This window comes from Roseovarius albus, assembly GCF_900172335.1.
Taxonomy (GTDB): Bacteria; Pseudomonadota; Alphaproteobacteria; order Rhodobacterales; family Rhodobacteraceae; genus Roseovarius; species Roseovarius albus.
Genome location: NZ_FWFX01000003.1, coordinates 381,580 through 397,704, shown reverse-complemented (window position 1 = coordinate 397,704; position 16,125 = coordinate 381,580). Strand labels below are relative to the sequence as shown.

Annotated in this window: 15 protein-coding genes; 5 read left to right on the top strand and 10 right to left on the bottom strand. The window is 54.9% G+C overall.

The features are described 5' to 3' along the window. Positions 1-11: 11 nt before the first annotated feature. Entirely contained in the window at positions 12-470 is a 459-nt protein-coding gene (locus tag ROA7450_RS07265) for a methylated-DNA--[protein]-cysteine S-methyltransferase (RefSeq protein ID WP_085805063.1), read from the top strand. Between the two features lie 5 nt (positions 471-475). Here the strand turns inward: ROA7450_RS07265 and ROA7450_RS07260 are convergent, their stop codons facing one another. The 4 genes from ROA7450_RS07260 to fsa all read right to left on the bottom strand — a co-directional run bounded on the left by ROA7450_RS07260 (position 476) and on the right by fsa (position 3,572). Then, the gene (locus ROA7450_RS07260; protein ID WP_085805064.1) at positions 476-1,168 is read right to left on the bottom strand and encodes a CDP-alcohol phosphatidyltransferase family protein; all 693 of its coding nucleotides are present in this window, start codon (positions 1,166-1,168) and stop codon (positions 476-478) included. A gap of 92 nt (positions 1,169-1,260) precedes the next feature. Next, the gene (locus tag ROA7450_RS07255) at positions 1,261-2,175 is read right to left on the bottom strand and encodes a tyrosine recombinase XerC (protein WP_085805016.1); all 915 of its coding nucleotides are present in this window, start codon (positions 2,173-2,175) and stop codon (positions 1,261-1,263) included. Continuing rightward, positions 2,172-2,879: a DUF484 family protein gene (locus ROA7450_RS07250; protein ID WP_085805015.1), complete on the bottom strand. Its 708-nt coding sequence runs from the start codon at positions 2,877-2,879 to the stop codon at positions 2,172-2,174. The genes ROA7450_RS07255 and ROA7450_RS07250 overlap by 4 nt, the downstream gene beginning before the upstream one ends. Before the next feature lie 39 nt (positions 2,880-2,918). Continuing rightward, positions 2,919-3,572: a fructose-6-phosphate aldolase gene (fsa, locus tag ROA7450_RS07245; protein WP_085805014.1), complete on the bottom strand. Its 654-nt coding sequence runs from the start codon at positions 3,570-3,572 to the stop codon at positions 2,919-2,921. Between the two features lie 13 nt (positions 3,573-3,585). On the opposite strand from fsa, the gene ROA7450_RS07240 reads away from it, so the two are divergent. Then, a complete protein-coding gene (locus ROA7450_RS07240; protein WP_085805013.1) occupies positions 3,586-5,883 on the top strand; it encodes a primosomal protein N' in 2,298 nt (765 codons plus the stop codon). Positions 5,884-6,123: 240 nt separating this feature from the next. On the opposite strand, the gene ROA7450_RS07235 is transcribed toward ROA7450_RS07240, so the two are convergent. The 3 genes from ROA7450_RS07235 to ROA7450_RS07230 form a co-directional block, all read right to left on the bottom strand. Next, positions 6,124-6,822, bottom strand: a complete 699-nt coding sequence (locus ROA7450_RS07235) for an imm11 family protein (protein ID WP_085805012.1) — start codon at positions 6,820-6,822, stop codon at positions 6,124-6,126. Between the two features lies 1 nt (position 6,823). Then, positions 6,824-6,985, bottom strand: coding sequence for a hypothetical protein (locus tag ROA7450_RS20960; RefSeq protein WP_159454016.1), 162 nt, complete (start codon positions 6,983-6,985; stop codon positions 6,824-6,826). A gap of 157 nt (positions 6,986-7,142) precedes the next feature. Further along, the gene (locus ROA7450_RS07230; RefSeq protein WP_085805011.1) at positions 7,143-7,889 is read right to left on the bottom strand and encodes a metallophosphoesterase; all 747 of its coding nucleotides are present in this window, start codon (positions 7,887-7,889) and stop codon (positions 7,143-7,145) included. A 208-nt stretch (positions 7,890-8,097) separates the two neighbouring features. Between ROA7450_RS07230 and ROA7450_RS07225 the strand changes: the two genes are divergently transcribed. From ROA7450_RS07225 to ROA7450_RS07215, 3 genes are all read left to right on the top strand, one after another. Next, a complete protein-coding gene (locus ROA7450_RS07225; protein ID WP_085805010.1) occupies positions 8,098-9,831 on the top strand; it encodes a type I secretion system permease/ATPase in 1,734 nt (577 codons plus the stop codon). A 2-nt stretch (positions 9,832-9,833) separates the two neighbouring features. Continuing rightward, positions 9,834-11,141 carry an HlyD family type I secretion periplasmic adaptor subunit gene (locus tag ROA7450_RS07220; RefSeq protein WP_085805009.1) on the top strand — a complete coding sequence of 436 codons (1,308 nt, stop codon included), beginning with the start codon at positions 9,834-9,836 and terminating at the stop codon, positions 11,139-11,141. A 171-nt stretch (positions 11,142-11,312) separates the two neighbouring features. Further along, positions 11,313-12,716, top strand: a complete 1,404-nt coding sequence (locus ROA7450_RS07215) for an efflux transporter outer membrane subunit (RefSeq protein WP_085805008.1) — start codon at positions 11,313-11,315, stop codon at positions 12,714-12,716. Between the two features lie 10 nt (positions 12,717-12,726). Here ROA7450_RS07215 and ROA7450_RS07210 read toward each other — a convergent pair whose 3' ends face one another. The 3 genes from ROA7450_RS07210 to ROA7450_RS07200 form a co-directional block, all read right to left on the bottom strand. Then, on the bottom strand, positions 12,727-13,842 hold the full coding sequence (locus tag ROA7450_RS07210; protein ID WP_143534386.1) for a hypothetical protein: 1,116 nt from the start codon (positions 13,840-13,842) through the stop codon (positions 12,727-12,729). A gap of 187 nt (positions 13,843-14,029) precedes the next feature. After that, the gene (locus ROA7450_RS07205; RefSeq protein ID WP_085805006.1) at positions 14,030-14,662 is read right to left on the bottom strand and encodes a rhomboid family intramembrane serine protease; all 633 of its coding nucleotides are present in this window, start codon (positions 14,660-14,662) and stop codon (positions 14,030-14,032) included. A 56-nt stretch (positions 14,663-14,718) separates the two neighbouring features. Further along, the gene (locus ROA7450_RS07200; RefSeq protein ID WP_085805005.1) at positions 14,719-16,116 is read right to left on the bottom strand and encodes a TonB-dependent receptor; all 1,398 of its coding nucleotides are present in this window, start codon (positions 16,114-16,116) and stop codon (positions 14,719-14,721) included. Between the last annotated feature and the right edge of the window lie 9 nt (positions 16,117-16,125).

The following is a 16,125-nucleotide window of genomic DNA, read 5'->3' as shown; positions in this document are numbered from 1 at the left end:
TTTTGGAGACCTTGCGCGCGAGCTTTGAAAGCCCATTGGGTTTGGTCTCGGTCGACAGTCGGGATGGTAAGATTACTGGGCTGTATTGGGGTCAAAAAGCGAAGCTTGGCAATGACTGCACACCTGTGCTTGTCGAAGCGCAACGCCAGCTTGAGGCGTATTTTAATGGTGAACTCATGGTCTTTGAGTTGCCACTGCATGTGAATGGATCTGACTTTCAAAGAGCTGTCTGTGATGCGATGCTGGCCATCCCATTGGGGGAAACCCGAACATATGGAGATCTTGCCCATGATCTTGACGCATCCGCACAAGCCGTTGGCAATGCATGCGGCGGCAACCCAATTCCGATTATCATCCCATGCCACCGCGTGCTGGGGGCGACATCACTGGGTGGGTTCTCGGGTGCAGGCGGAGTCGAGAGCAAAGTTTGGTTGCTCAAGCATGAAAAGGCAGCCGGGTTGCTAATCTGAGGAGGCTACTTTTTCTCAGGAATGATCTGTTGTGCGATCCCGACCAACGTTAGGTAGATACTGGTCAGCACCAGCCCCCAATGCGCCCAACTTTCAGGGTGGAAGTCGACCCAAGCGGCCCAACCGGCAAAAAACGTCCAGGCAAAGGCAATGGGCAAAGAGACCGAGCGCCAGCGCTCGGTTCTGACGGGGTGGATGAACTTGAGCGGCAAGAACATCGCGATGGCCAGCGCGGTGACCAAGAACAAGATGACCCAGAAGTTTGGCTCGACCGCAAAAATCACCAGAATGAGCATGTTCCAGCATCCCGGAAAGCCCGAGAATGAGTTGTCTTTGGTCTTCATCCGTGTATCAGCAAAATACATCGCGGATGAGAAGGTGATGATGATGATCGCGAACCAACCGGTCCATCCGTCCATCAGGCCGGATTTGAACAGGGCGAAGGCGGGGATAAACACGTACGTCAGATAGTCTATGATCAAGTCAAGCAAGACACCGTCAAATTCGGGCGCGTTCTTTTTAACGTGGTATTTGCGTGCCAGTGGGCCATCGATGCCATCCACTGCAAAGGCCACAACCAACCACAAAAACATCAGGCTCCACTTGCCATCAGCTGCGGCCAGCATGGACAGCATTGCAAACACAGCGCCGGTGGCGGTTAGCAGGTGAACGGACAGGGCTTTCATCTGATCAGTCATGCGGCGTGACATGACCGATCAGGGCCAAAATGACAAGCGTCAGTTGTTCGATGCGGCAAAGATGTACAGATTGTGATCCCTCAATTTGGGGGCTAAGCCTTGGGGTGGGCCCGGTTGTACACTTCCATCAGGCGCGCAGTGTCCACAGCTGTATAAGCCTGAGTTGTTGACAATGACGCATGTCCGAGAAGTTCTTGGATGGCGCGCAGATCTCCGCCAGCATTCAGCAGATGTGTCGCAAAGCTATGGCGCATAGCGTGCGGGGTGGCGGTGGCCGGTAGGCCCAGTTGCATCCGTACCGCTGCAACAACCCTTTGAATGGCGCGCGGATTCAATGCACCCCCTCGCACACCACGAAAGATGGGTGTCTCTGGCTCAACCCGATAGGGGCATAGCTCCAGATACTTTTTCACGGCTTCACGGGCAGGGGCGATCACTGGCACGACACGCTCTTTGCGTCCTTTACCAATAATGCGCAGGGTTGGGCCAATTGGGATGTCTCGACCGCAAAGGCCAAGAGCTTCGGAAATTCGCAAACCACAACCATAAAGCAGTGTTACAACCGCTTGGTCACGTGCAGACACCCAAGGCGTTTGCGATTGCAGGTCGATCGTATCGATTAAATCTTGCGCCGCGTCAGGTGCTAGCGGGCGCGGCAATTTACGCTGAAACTTGGGGGAACGCGCGGATAGAACTGCGGTTGGGTCACAACCCTCCTTTTCCGCCAGATACCGATAGAATCCTTTCACGGCAGAGAGCTTTCGCGCCAGCGACCGCGAGCCAATATCTTGACCTCGCATAAAGGCCATCCAACCGCGCATGTCCTGCACGGTGATCCGCAAAAGTGGCGCCAATCCCAAAGACTGTCCTTTGTGCTCGGTCATGAAGGTCAGAAACTCAGTTAAGTCGCCGCTATAGGCTGAGATCGTATGATCTGAGACCCCCTGCAGGGCCTTTTGCGTTGCAAGCCAGTTTTGCAAGGCATCGCGTGCGGCGGGTGCAATCATGACAACCAGCGACGCATGGCGCGTTCAAATACTCCGCCGAAGAATGCCAACAAATCCGTCCCTTGTTGCGGAGTAAATTGTTGCGGATCCTTGGCCCCCATCACCAGAAGGCCAGGCAGGCGCCCGCGTCCGAATTCCAATTGCAAACAGGCCTCTGAGCGCACGAATGAGGCATCATCGGCAAACACCTTGGCGCTGCCCTGTTCGATCTGGCGCAAAACCACGACCCGCCCGGATGGGGATGTGCCGGTTTGCGTATACTCGGCCACAAATCCTGGCTTGGCGGTCACTAGAACGTCGCCAAGCTTACTGATTGTCGTGTCTTCCTCGTCTTGCATCGATTCGATGACAAGTTTCACGTAATCCACACGTAGGATATTTGCGACCTCGGTGCCGAGGTCTTTGAGGAAGTTTTCGAAATCCGCAGGGTCCAACATCCGCAAAATGGCGCGATGGATCTGGTTGGTGCCTGCCAGATTTTCATAAGCGGCGGCAATGACGCTGCGGTGGGTTTCTTCCAATCGGTCCAGCCGCGCCTCAAGCCGTTTCATGGCGATGCCACGCAGGTCAACGATGTTGGCCCCCATGGCCCGTTCATTCGCGGCGATCAGGGCATGCATCAGCTCCTGATCTTCCAATATAAAATCGGGATGCGCGATAATTTTATCGCGCAACGCATCTAGGGTTTCGGGCGTACTGCTCATTTAGGCCTCGATATATTTTTGAGGCCTTTATAACATGCCTTACAGGATTTTCTGCCCTGTTTTTTCCCAGTCGGCCATAAACGACGCAAGGCCCTTGTCGGTCAGCGGGTGTTCGGCCATTTGCTTGATGACCTTTGGCGGGGCGGTCATTACGTCCGATCCAACCATGGCGGCCTGATAGGCGTGGTTTACCGTGCGGATAGAGGCCGAAAGGATCTGCGTGTCAAAACCGTAGTTGTCATAGATCTGGCGGATATCCGCGATCAGTTCCATCCCATCAAGGTTGATGTCGTCCAGACGGCCGATGAAGGGACTGATAAACGTTGCACCCGCCTTAGCAGCCAAAAGTGCCTGATTGGCTGAGAAGCACAGGGTAACGTTGACCATGTTTCCTTCGTCAGTCAGCACGTTGCAGGCTTTCAATCCGGCCCATGTCAGAGGCACTTTCACGGCGATGTTCGGTGCGATCTTGGCCAATTTGCGGCCTTCTTCAATCATCTGATCGGCTTCCAACGCAACCACCTCGGCACTGACCGGACCTTCAACCATCTCGGCGATCTCTTTGGTGACTTCCAGAATGTCGCGGCCCGATTTCATAATCAGTGATGGGTTGGTTGTGACCCCATCAACCATGCCCAAGGCGTTCAGTTCTGCGATCTCATCGACTTCGGCGGTATCTACGAAAAATTTCATAACGGGGCCCTTTATGCCGGTTGGGGTTTTTCTCTTTTGCATTTACCGCATAGAGTGGGAGGCCGAAACCCCCGATGAAACTGAAAGGGCAGTAAAGGTGACAGCCAGCGGGCCGGTGAGCGTATCGGGCTTTTTTGATGAAGGTGAACTGGTTGGCGTGCTTACCGCGCAACCGCTGGACCGGGTGTTGGACTACCGCGCGCCCGAAGGTGGGTGTTTTGTCGGCGCATTCGTAGAAGTGCCTTTGGGCCCGCGCAAAGTGATTGGCGTCGTCTGGGGGGCGGGAAAAGGTGATTACCACAAGGGGCGCATTCGGTCAGTCATCCGTGCGCTGGACGCCGTACCGATGCGGGAAGAACTACAGGTGTTTTTGCAGCGCGCGGCGGACTATACGCTGACGCCGCTTTCATCAATGTTGCGGCTGGCCACTCGCGCGCCGGGACTGAGCAATCCCCCTTCGATGCAAAAGATCTATCGCCTTGGTTCGGGGCGACCGAGCCGCGAGACAGAGGCGCGTAAGTGCGTGCTGGATGTGTTGGAAGAATACGGCGGATTGTCATTTACGCTTGGAGAACTGGCCAAACAGGCCGGAGTGTCGTCCTCAGTGATCAAAGGGCTCGTAGCACAGAGTTGTGTCTTGGAAGAGGACACCCCCCGCGATCTGCCTTTCGCCCGACTGGATTCAACACGTGTAGGAAAGACTTTGAGTGACGATCAGGCCGCTGCGGCAGAGTTGTTGCGCGAAGGTGTCAAAGGCGGCGACTATGGCACCACGCTTTTGCGCGGTGTCACTGGGTCTGGGAAAACGGAGGTCTATCTTGAGGCCGTGGCGGAGGCGGTGAAGCACGGGCGGCAGGCACTGGTTTTGCTTCCTGAAATCGCTCTGACGGCGGAGTTTCTCAAACGGTTCGAGGCGCGGTTCGGGGCGCGAGCGGGGGAGTGGCACTCGGGTGTCACCATGACTGAGCGGCGCCGATTGTGGAAAATGGTCGGGCAGGGCGGTTGTCAGGTTGTGGTCGGTGCTAGATCGGCGCTGTTTTTGCCCTATCAGAACCTTGGCCTGATCGTGGTCGATGAAGAGCATGACACCTCTTACAAGCAAGAGGATGGCGTGCTGTATAATGCGCGCGACATGGCCGTTTTGCGGGCCTCCATCTGTGGGGCACAGGTGGTGTTAGCCTCGGCTACGCCCAGTCTGGAGACATGGGCGAATGCTGAAGCGGGGAAGTATAAGAAGATTGAGCTGACATCGCGCTTTGGCCCCTCGGTTATGCCGGATTTCAGGGCCATCGATATGCGGTTGGAAAAACTGCCTTCAAACCGTTGGATTTCGCAAAGCCTTGAAAAGGCAGTGAGTAATAGGATCTCAAAAGGAGAGCAGGCACTTTTGTTTATCAACCGACGGGGCTATGCGCCGGTCACGATCTGCCGGGCCTGTGGGCACCAGATTGGCTGCAAAGACTGCGACGCCACATTGGTCGAGCACCGGTTTCAGAAGCGTCTGATTTGCCACCAGTGTGGGGAAAGCGAAGCGATTCCAGAAGTTTGCCCAAGTTGCGGGGCCGAGGATCGTTTGGCGGCTGTTGGGCCGGGTGTGGAGCGGTTGAGTGAAGAGGCCGTGAGTTTGTTTCCACAAGCACGTGTGGCAACGCTGTCGTCGGACCTTTATGCGTCGGCGCGGGCGTTGAAACAGCAGATCGAAGACATCGCCGCAGGCGGTGCGGATATCATTATCGGGACGCAGCTGGTGGCAAAAGGCCATAACTTTCCCAGGCTTACACTGGTTGGGGTGATCGATTCTGATCTTGGTTTGCAGGGCTCAGACATGCGGGCGGCGGAAAGAACCTTTCAATTGATGCGGCAGGTTGCGGGGCGTGCCGGGCGGGCGGAAACTCCGGGGACGGCGCTGTTGCAGACCTATCAGCCCGAACATCCGGTCATTCGTGCTATTTTGGCGGGAGATGAAGAAGGGTTTTGGCAGACCGAGGCATCCGAGCGGCGACAGGTTGGCGTGCCGCCCTTTGGGCGGATGGCCGGGATCATTCTGTCATCGCCGGATTTGCAGGAAGTGTTTGAACTCGGGGCGGAATTAGCGCGTCGCGATGGGCCGATCCGGCAGATTGGGGCGCAGGTGTTTGGCCCTGCGCCAGCCCCGATTGCCCGGATCAGGGGGCGGCACCGGGTGCGTTTGTTGGTCAAAGCTCCGAAAGGGGCGGCGTTGCAGCCCGCCATCAAAGCGTGGATTTCGCAGGTCAAACAATCCAATCAATTTCGCCTGAGCGTGGACATCGACCCACAGAGTTTTTACTAAAAATTGTGTGCAACTTGTATATGTTGTACGCGGGTTTTGTACAAAAGTCCGCGGGGAAGAAAGTGTGCGCCTGCGGCGCGCAGGATGTCTCGTTGTCGGCCTTTGGCCTCCGCCTCGGGGTTTGCCTCCGGCGGAGGTATTTGTGGTCAGATAAAACGGGGGAAATTGGAGTTGAGACAGTTAGGTGGTGGGCAAAATTGCTGACCCCAAAACATGCTTAAAACTTTATGAATTCGCAGATCAATATTCGTCGAAATGCACGTAGGTCCCGACGCTCAGGCCCGCCTCTTGCATCCGTTGCCACAACGCATTTGAAACGAAATCGAAGTACGGCGCGCGCATATCTCGCCAGGCACCGCGGCCTTCAATCCTATCCGCATAGACAGAAAACTCTGACAGATCATTGACACGTAGAGCCGAAAGGTCCCCACGGGAACCACCTTCCATCACCTGTTTGACGTTCTTGCTGCGCTCAACCCGGATCGTATTCAGGGGCTGCAGGAACCGACAAAAATAATGTGTGCCCAGTTCTTCGCCATCATGGCCTTCGACCGCAACTGGACAAAAATCATGCATGTCAGGGTCAAACTCTTCGACGACATCCCGAAAGCGGCTGCTGACGAAGGGGCCGGAAGCGCAGGCCCCATCATAATCAAACAACCTCAGCCCTTTGCCCAATAGCAGCCGGTCCGGGTATAGTTCGGCTGGCATTGGGGTTTTCAAGTTTCTCCAGATATCGGATTCATATGCTTTTGCAACTGTGCCAGCTTTCTGAGCTGCCTCAAAGAGCTCGCGAGAACTCTCGCGGCGAATTCGATTTTTCTCACTGTCCAGAAACTCTCGCTGTTTCTTGAAATACGTTTCACCCTGCCCGTCCGAAGCGGTTAACCGGGCAAAATCAATCGCCGCATCTTCAGACGGTTCTATAATCACACCCATATTACTTTTCCCCTGACCGAGCCTGTTTGGCGCCCATTTTCTGCAGCGTTTCAGCATCCACCAACCGGGTGATGATTGGGTGCAGGCGCAGGTCTCCATCGATGATCAAGATGTTGAGGGCGACGTTGGATAGGGAAGTTGTGCCGAGAATCTGCATACTCAAGATTATGTCCTGACGATACGCTGGGTGCAATCTATAGATGCAAGGCAGAGGCCGATAGTAACTCTTTATCTGCTCATGTGGTGGAGAGGTGGGCAGGAATTGCCCACCCTTCAGGTGCACCCCTGAAAGAGGTGCGCTACGGTTAAGTGGATTGGGGTTACGTCGATAGAAATTCGATCCCTTCTTGTGAAATGATTGCTGCCGTGAGCACCCCAGAACTATGCGCGCGGGTATCGATGCAGATGCGGCCGTCTTTGACATAGGCCTCGTCGCCGGCAAAATGACCGTGGACCATCCAAAGGCCATCTGTGCGGGGGGTGGTGTGGATGTCAGCGTGACCCCATAACAGGCTGTGTCCGCGGTGCGGCTCGATCGGGCGGTTGGGGTTGCCACCGGCATGGGAGGCGATCACATTGCCGCTTTGCCAGACCACGGGGCGCGCACGAAGCCACTCCAACAGCGCGGGATCAATGTTTTCGAGTAATTGATCGCGGAGCGTGGTCATCGATTGATTGGCTGTAGAGAGCCCGAAACTTTCCAGCGTCTGTTCACCGCCATATCTGAGCCAGCGCGGCCCTTCTTGCTCGGGAGTGTCGAGAAAGCTGAGCATCATCACGTCATGATTGCCAAGCAGGGAGACCACTTGCTGTTTTGAGGTCTCCTCGAGAGACTTAAGCCGCGCCAGCACACCCGCGCTGTCTGGCCCGCGATCAACATAATCCCCCAAGAAGATCAGCGGCAGATCTGGGGCGTTCTGCTGAATTTTTGCCAGTAAAGGCTCAAGTAGGTCGAGACGCCCGTGTATGTCACCGATGGCGACAAAGGGAGAATCAGGTGCGAGTACCGACTGGAACGTCGCTTCGCGTCCGGTCAACTTATCGTATAATCTGGTCCAAAGCGTCATTCAGAGGGCACCGGATAGGGGATTGGCAAGAGTTCGCTGCTTTTTGGCATGCTATGGAATGGCGCGCGGAAGTGAAAGACTTTATGAGACGCAGAAATTGTGATTGAGTATCCGTGTAATCTGGTGACGTTTAATAAAATGTTTCCACGTTATCCTTCAGGGTGATCCTGAAGGCGGCCAACAGATGCCTCAAGGTTAGATCGACACTATGCAAGAACAGATGACTCCTGGTTTACCAGAATTGCACGCCGCGCGGCGCAAGGGGCTTACGCTTTTGGCTTGGGCCTTCGTGTTTTCGATTTTTGTGAACCTGCTGATGCTGACCGGGCCGCTCTATATGCTGCAGGTCTATGACCGGGTGCTAGCCTCAAGATCGTTGGAGACGTTGACAGCGCTGACCATTCTGGTGGGTGCGTTGTATTTATTGATGGCGATCCTTGATTACGCCCGGGGGCGAGTGATGGCTCGGGTGGGGGCACGGTTTCAGGCCACACTGGATGGTCGGTTGTTTGAGGCGACCTTGTATCGCTCGGCCGATCCTCAGGAGCATGCGGCTTCGTCTGGGGCGTTGCGTGACCTCGACTCATTACAAGGCCTATTTATATCGCCCGTGTTGCTGGCGATCTTTGATATGCCTTGGGCGCCGATATTCATTGCGGCGATTTTTCTGTTTCACCCTTTGCTGGGGTGGTTAGCGGTTTGCGGCGGGCTGGTGATTATCGTGTTGGCGCTGATCAACCAGTCGATGACCGGCGACCAGGTTCGTATGGCGCAAAACGCCAGCCAGCAGGCACATAACTTTGCCGATCAGGCGCGTGCGGGAAGCGAGATTGTTCTGAGCCAAGGTTTGGCGACGAATATGCGCCATCGGTTTGTGAGTTTGCGAAATGCAGCATTGTCGCAAGCGGTTCAGGCAAATGACTGGACAGGAAGCTTTACGTCTGTGACCAAGTCATTTCGCTTGTTTTTACAATCGATGATGCTGGGCGCAGGTGCATTGCTGGTGATCCGGGGGCAATTGACGCCGGGGTCAATGATTGCCGGATCTATCCTGATGGGGCGTGCGCTGGCCCCGATTGAACAGTCGATGGGCAACTGGCCAGTGATCCAGCGCGCGCGCAGCGGTTGGAAATCATTGGGTCGTTTTCTGGAAAAAGTTCCGCCACGGCCCGTGTTGACGGAACTGCCGGTGCCAAACCCTCGGCTTGCCGCCAAAAGCATGACAGTCATCCCACCGGGACAGAATATACCGACTCTGCGCAACGTAACCTTTGACCTCCGTCCCGGAGAGGCGCTTGGTGTGATTGGGCGCAGCGGCTCGGGCAAGTCGACCTTGGCACGTGCCTTGATGGGATATTGGCCTATTGTTGCGGGTGAGATCCGCCTTGGCGGCGCGACGCTGGATCAATATAGCCCTGATGCGCTGGGCGCGCACATCGGGTATTTGCCGCAGTCGGTTTCGCTTTTCCCTGGGACTGTGGCCGAGAACATTGCACGGATGTCAACCAATCCGGATTCGTCGATGGTGGTGAAGGCCGCCAAAGGAGCGAACGCGCATGAGATGATCATGCAATTGCCCAAGGGTTATAACACCTATTTGGATGGCAACGAAAATCAGCTGTCGGGCGGGCAACGGCAACGGATCGCATTGGCGCGCGCGCTGTTCGGTGATCCGGTTCTATTGATTCTGGATGAGCCGAATTCAATGTTGGACGCAGAAGGATCAGAAGCGCTTAACAGGACTGTGCGTGAGTTCAAAAGCTCTGGCAGGTCGATCATATTGATGACACACCGCCCAGCAGCGATTGCCGAATGCGATTTGCTGATGGTGGTCGAGAATGGCGTGGCCACAGCCTTTGGCCCTCGTGATGAAGTGATGCAAAAGAAGCTCAGAAATGTTGAGCCGCTGCGCAAAACATTGAAGAGTAAGGTGGCGAATTGACCATGCAGGAACCAGATCCGGTAAAGGTATGGCGTGCCACTGGCCCATTGGTGGCCGGTGCCATCGCACTGGTTGCACTGATTGGTGGTTTGGGTGTGTGGAGCATTAAGGCCCGTCTGTCTGGTGCTGTTGTCAGTCAGGGTATGATCGAGGTCGAAACCAACCGGCAAGTGGTTCAGCATCCCGATGGGGGCGTTGTAGGGGCTATCTTGATCGACGAAAGTGACGAAGTCAGAAAGGGCGACATCCTGATCCGGTTGGATGGGCGGCAATTGCGGTCGGAACTGGCGATTGTAAATGGGCAGTTGTATGAAATTGCCACCCGAAAATCACGCCTTGAGGCAGAGCGCGATTCGGCTGGTGAAATTGAGTTTCCACCGGAACTTTTGGAAATTGCAAAACGTGACGAGGAAATTGACCGCATGATGCAGGGCGGGCGCACTCTATTTGAGGCGCGCAAGCAAAGTCTGGAACAAGAGGCGCGTCTGTTGAGTGAACAGAACAATCAGATCGACAAACGGATTGAAGGGATCAATGCGCAACTAGATTCTCTTCAGGTGCAATCGGATCTGATGCAGTCCGAGTTGGACGGCCAAAAGGAGCTTTTGAAGAACCAGTTGATCCAGGCGTCGCGCGTGAACGAGCTAAAGCGTGAACATGCCGGGTTGACGGGGCAGATTGGCCGGCTCGAGGCGGAAATCGCCGAATTGCGGGGGCAGGCCACCAGTAACGATATCGCGTTGCTGCAGCTGAAAACCGAGCGACGCGAAGAAGCGGTGACCACGCTGCGCGACCTGCAATTTCGTGAGATCGAACTGGTTGAGCGTCGCATTGATTTGGAGGATACGCTCTCACGGCTTGATATCCGCTCGCCAATGGATGGGATTGTTTACAACCTACAAGTTTTTGCGGAACAGTCGGTGGTGCGGGCGGCGGAACCACTCCTCTATATTATTCCACAGGATCAGGACCTGATCGTGTCGACCAAGATCGAGGCGGTGAATGTGAATAACGTTTATGTTGGTCAAGAAGCGTCGCTTCGGTTCCCGGGGTTGGATCAAAGCGAAATCCCCGAGTTGAGGGGCGAAGTGACGCGGGTGTCGGCGGATGTTGTGAAAGATGAAAACACCGGCATGAACTATTACAACGCAGAAATCATGCCGTTCGAGGAAGAATTGGCCAAGCTTGGTGACGAAAAACTGTTGCCGGGGATGCCGGTGGATACGTTTATCGAAACGACTGAGCGCTCTGCCTTGGCATATTTGATAGAGCCAATGACTGTGTTTTTCCGCCGGGCCTTTCGGGAATAAGCCATCAACGGTGCCGCAAGATTACAACAGCCTGTGCACAAAGCGCCGTAATTGTGGCGAAATTTGTGCAATTTGCCAAATTCATGGTACCGTTGGGAAAGCGTTCGCGCAGTAGGCCACCGTCAGATGTGGCCACGCCGGATGCACGAGGCAGTTTGAGAGCAGTGCTCAATGAAATGTTTGAAGTGGATCCCGCTTGCGGTCGCTTTATCGGCTTGTGGGGATATGGGGCAATATACCGAGCCCGAGATAGATTTGCCGGATGTCTATAGCGTCATCGCGCCGGTCAAGGCGCCGTCGCGCGCAGATACGGAATGGTGGTTGAATTTCAATGATCCGGTTTTGAACGGTCTGGTCGCACGTGGGCTGGCTGACAACCTGTCCATTGCCGAAGCGCAGGCCCGGTTAAAGGAAGCCGAGGCCAATTTGCGCGGCGCGCGTGTTGCGGTCACGGGTGACGGTACGGTTGAATTTAGCGGTCGCGATCCAGGACAAGAGCGGATCGAAGCCAGCATTGAAGCGCAGATCAATTTGGCAAATGAAGCAGGGCATCGTGGCGCAGCGGCGCAAGCACGTCTTGAGGCCGCTGAGGACGATGAACGGGAAGCCCAGCGTGCGGTTCTCGCCGAGATCTCGAACGCCTATACTGAGCTCAGGTTCTTTCAGACCACGCGTAAGCGTCGTGCACAGGACCAAGCTTCACGGCAAAAAACGATCAATGACATTCAAAAGCAGTTGAACGCAGGCGAGGCGACCCAGCTTGATCTGTTGCGCGCGCAGTCACTGCTGGCGGAAACGGAATCTGAGATTCCGCTGATTGAAAGTAACATTATCCGTCAGCGCAATCGTCTGGCGACGCTTCTTGGCCGACCTGTCGGCCTATTGAATGTTGATCTGGGATACAAAGGCCATCAACCCTTGCCATCGGGGGTCACGGATCCAGGCATTCCGGCAGATCTGTTGCGGGCACGCCCAGATATTCAGCGAGCAGAGCGTCTTTATGCGGCGGCCATCTCGGATATGAGTGCTGCAAATGCTGCGCGCTATCCCAGCCTGACTCTGAGCGGGATCATTTCGGGGGGTTACAACGGGCCGAGTGCGCCGCTGGAAACGATTTTGGCGGGATTGGTATTGCCCGTCTTTACGCAACCCGCCTTGGCGGCTGAAGTCGATGCCGCAGATGCGCGCGCAAGCCAAGCTTATCTGCAGTGGCGTGCCGCCGTCATTCAGGCGGTTGAAGAAGTGGAGAATGCGCAGGCGTTGCTTGGTGCTGCTAAACGGGCGACACGAGCCGCGCAAAGGGCTGTTGATCTGGACCAGCGCTCGTTGGCCCTTTCGCGTGAACTGGTGGCAAGTGGCGGCAATATCACGGTTCTGGACGTGCTGGATCGCGAGCGTTCTCTGGCATCGTCACGGACATCATTGGCGCAAAGCCAGCGAGACATTGCAATCGGATATATTGAACTGCAATCTGCGCTGGGTCGGGGTCATCCACTGACCACCGAGGATCTGGTGAAGGCTGAGGCAGATGATCCCGAAGATGAAGTGGCGCGCGCGCAGGTGGACCTACAGTAAATTTCTCGAATTACGCTGTGAGGGGAATGACCCTGCGCAGTATCGTTTTGGCCTTGTGTGCCGTGAGTTCAAGCTGAGCAGGAATGGTCAAACGCCCTTCATATTCCGTTCTGCGCATCAGTTCGATGACATCCAAATCCAAGGGCCAGCCCTTAAGTGCGCCGATTTCGTATTCTTTGATGATGGCGCTGCGATTTCTATGAAAGAATGCGATATCGAACACATCTGAAAAGGCCGAAAGGTTACCGAGGATGTCTAGATTGAGCATGGTTCGCGTGCATTTGCGGCAGCGCGAACAATTGATCTGCACCGATGACATTCGTGTTCTGGCGGGAGCAACACATACATCCAATGCCTTGTGCGCTGGCCGGAATTGCGCCACCTTGGAAATCTTTTCCGTGCGTTTCAGTCCAGCACCAGCGAGTGGGAAGGTGATGTTTTCTGTTGAAAGCAGTGGGAGGAGAACTGACTCAAGATACCCCAGTTCATCGTGCGATTTGTTCGTGTCAGGGTAGGGGTAACTTGACGAATAGAGGTAGCATTTGTGCAGGTCCTGAAAGAACAACGCGGCAGCTGCATTGCGCAGGCAACTGGTGCGCACAAAATTCGCGGATGCTTCGAAGTAGAAATCGGCCAGATTGCTGTCCAAAGTGTTCCAATTCAACTGATGTTGGCTCGCGAAGTTCCTGACGCGTTGACTGTAGCGATGATAAAGCGGGGCCGAGGCGCTGACCGAACCCATCGCGCCGACGTTGAAGGTGGAAAGGCTGGAAAGGCGGTAAAAAGGTGGGGTATTTGGCTCGGTGAAGGTGGCAAGCGTTGCAAAGGAATCGACCCCGGCGGAAAATCCGGTGCCGGTATCGGTGCCTTGGGCTGCTGACTTTAGAGATGTGGGGTGGGCGGTGACCGTTACCTTGGAGAGTTCAGGATTGAAGTACTGAAGCAGCGCCTGAATGTCATTGTTAAGATTAAAGAGCAGGGTCGGAGAAACCGGCCCGTCGATATGGAGCGGCTGGCCGCGCAGCATGGCAGGATAGATGAGGGCAACTGCTATCCAGTCCTGCCGTGTAGGGCTGGCGGGCAAAATGCGGTTTGTCGTGCCGTCGAACACCAATTGCTCAGGCAAACCTGCACCAGATATGTTACAACGAGTGACACGCCTGTTCTCGGATTGCCTGGTCTGAATATTGGAGACAGAAATCATGACACCCTGATTGTGGGCTCACATGGGTAAACGAACTGTTAATCTAAGGTGGATTGAGATCGAGTTCGCATCGAAGCCGAGTTTGCGCCACCTAAATAAGGGTGCAGCTTCATGGTTTTCGAAACAGAGGGGCCAACGCTAGGCCGGTGATTGTTCCGCCAAGGTGGGTTTCCCAGGCTACTTGTCCAGATGCAATCAAGAGGCTGCCGAGATTAATAATAAGCAAGGCGAAAACTGGTCGCAGGAGTGCTTTGTAAAGTGGTGTACTTTCGTCCTGATTATCGAGCACATGCCATACTAGGTTCGCCGCGATCAGGCCGAACAGGGCGCCAGAGGCCCCAACCATTGGTTGGAGAGTGTTGGTCATTTCGGCAAAGCCGATGCCCCCCCCCAGAATGCACAGCAAGTAGAAAAGAGTGAATTTCCAAGGTCCGATCCGCCCAATGGTGTGTCGTCCTAATGCCATCAGAACGACCATGTTGACCAGGAGATGCCAAAATCCCGCGTGCAGGAATGCATAGCTGATAAACATCACATACGGCTGAAACGGGTAGTTGGGCAGCCAGCCCTTTAGAAGCCCCGCCCAAAACGCGCCATAAGCGTAGCTGTCGGGGCGCCAGCGATTGGTGCCCCACCACCCTTGATCAGCACCGATCAAGATACATTCAGGCACGACGCAGGCCAGCAGCAGTGCCCACAACAGCAGGGGCATCGCTCGAATTTGGTAGGGCGTCTGGCGCATGTTATCTTGCAAAACAGCATTGTGTCCCAGAAACAAGTTCGCCGGACCGGGAGAGGTTAATTCAAAAGATCAAAGGTGCGGTCCAGAGTCACGAATATTGACGTTGAATCCGCATCGTCATCGTTTTCTTCAGCCCGGTATTCGTACAAAACACCAGAACGCAAAGACCATTCTTCTGTAAGGGACCGCCTATAGCTGATTTCGGTCGATGTGCGCTCGACTTCATTTGAAAAGGCGTTACCCTCGGCAAGTGAGTAGCCGAAATTAATGCCCAGGCCGGAAATTGAATTGATGTCATAATCATACCCAAGGCCAACGCGGTTGGTCAGGCGCTCTTCGTCATCGCTATCGGTCAACACCTGACGATTAGCACTGAAGCGGAGGCGGCTGCTGTCGAGTTCTCTTAGGAATTCGATCCCGCCAATGATATTCGGATCTTCGCCATCCAGTGTGGTAACGCCAAGAGATGTCGAAAGCTCCTGCCCAAGTGCCAAATTCAAGCTGCGCCCGGCCTCAAAGGTGTAGCGTTGACCACTTTGGTCGCGGGTTGATTCTAACGATACGTCGGCAGTGCCATTTGGCATGATGCGGGCATAACCTATTCTTCCAATGGGGCCAGCCTCGGTTTCAGTGCCCGTGGTTTCATGCGTGACGATCTCTTCGTAGCCGAGGCCAAAATCCAGCGTCGTGATTTGATCGAGCTCATAAGTGACGCCAGCCAAAGCGGAATAACGATCGCGCTTGGTGTCTTCGTCATTTTCTTCCTCAAACCGGCTGTAATCCAGTTCCAGACGACCGGTCGTCGTTTCTGAAGCGCGGAAGAGTGTGGTGATGCCTGCAGCGGCACGCCAGTTATCATTTAAGTCACTGCCCGCGGAGACATCATTGTATTCAAGTGCGTCAGCACTTGCGTCAAAAATAAATCCAAGCGGCGCGTTCTGGCCAATTTCAAGAGATGTATCAAATCCGTACCGATCACGGGTGCCTGTTCCGTTAAGATCATTGAAATCCGGCGGAAGATTGATGTTGCCATCTGCATCAGTGAAATCGTCCAGAGGGCGTAAAAAGCCGACTTCGTTCTGGCGATAGAAAGTATCGAATGACAGAGCAGCATTGCCGGTATTGCGATCATACCCAAGGCGCACGTGCGGTTCGCCAAAACCAGTTGAGGCATCCGAATTTTCGGGGAGATCCCCAAGACGCAGCAAGCCGCCTACGGAAAAATCCAACGCCTGTGTCTCAGTCGCCGAGTTGAGGTTGAATGTCAGCGAGGTTGTTGACAGATTTGTGGTGCCCTCGCTCGGGCTTTCGAGAGCGAGGTTGTCACCGCTCTCGAAACGTTGGCTCAAATCCAGGGTCGCTGAAATAGGACGGGCTTCCTGTGCGACTAGCGGGTAGGTGATCCAGCCTGAGATACCCGCAAGTGCGAGGGGAAAAAGGGGCCTGATTTTCACTGCTCTCTC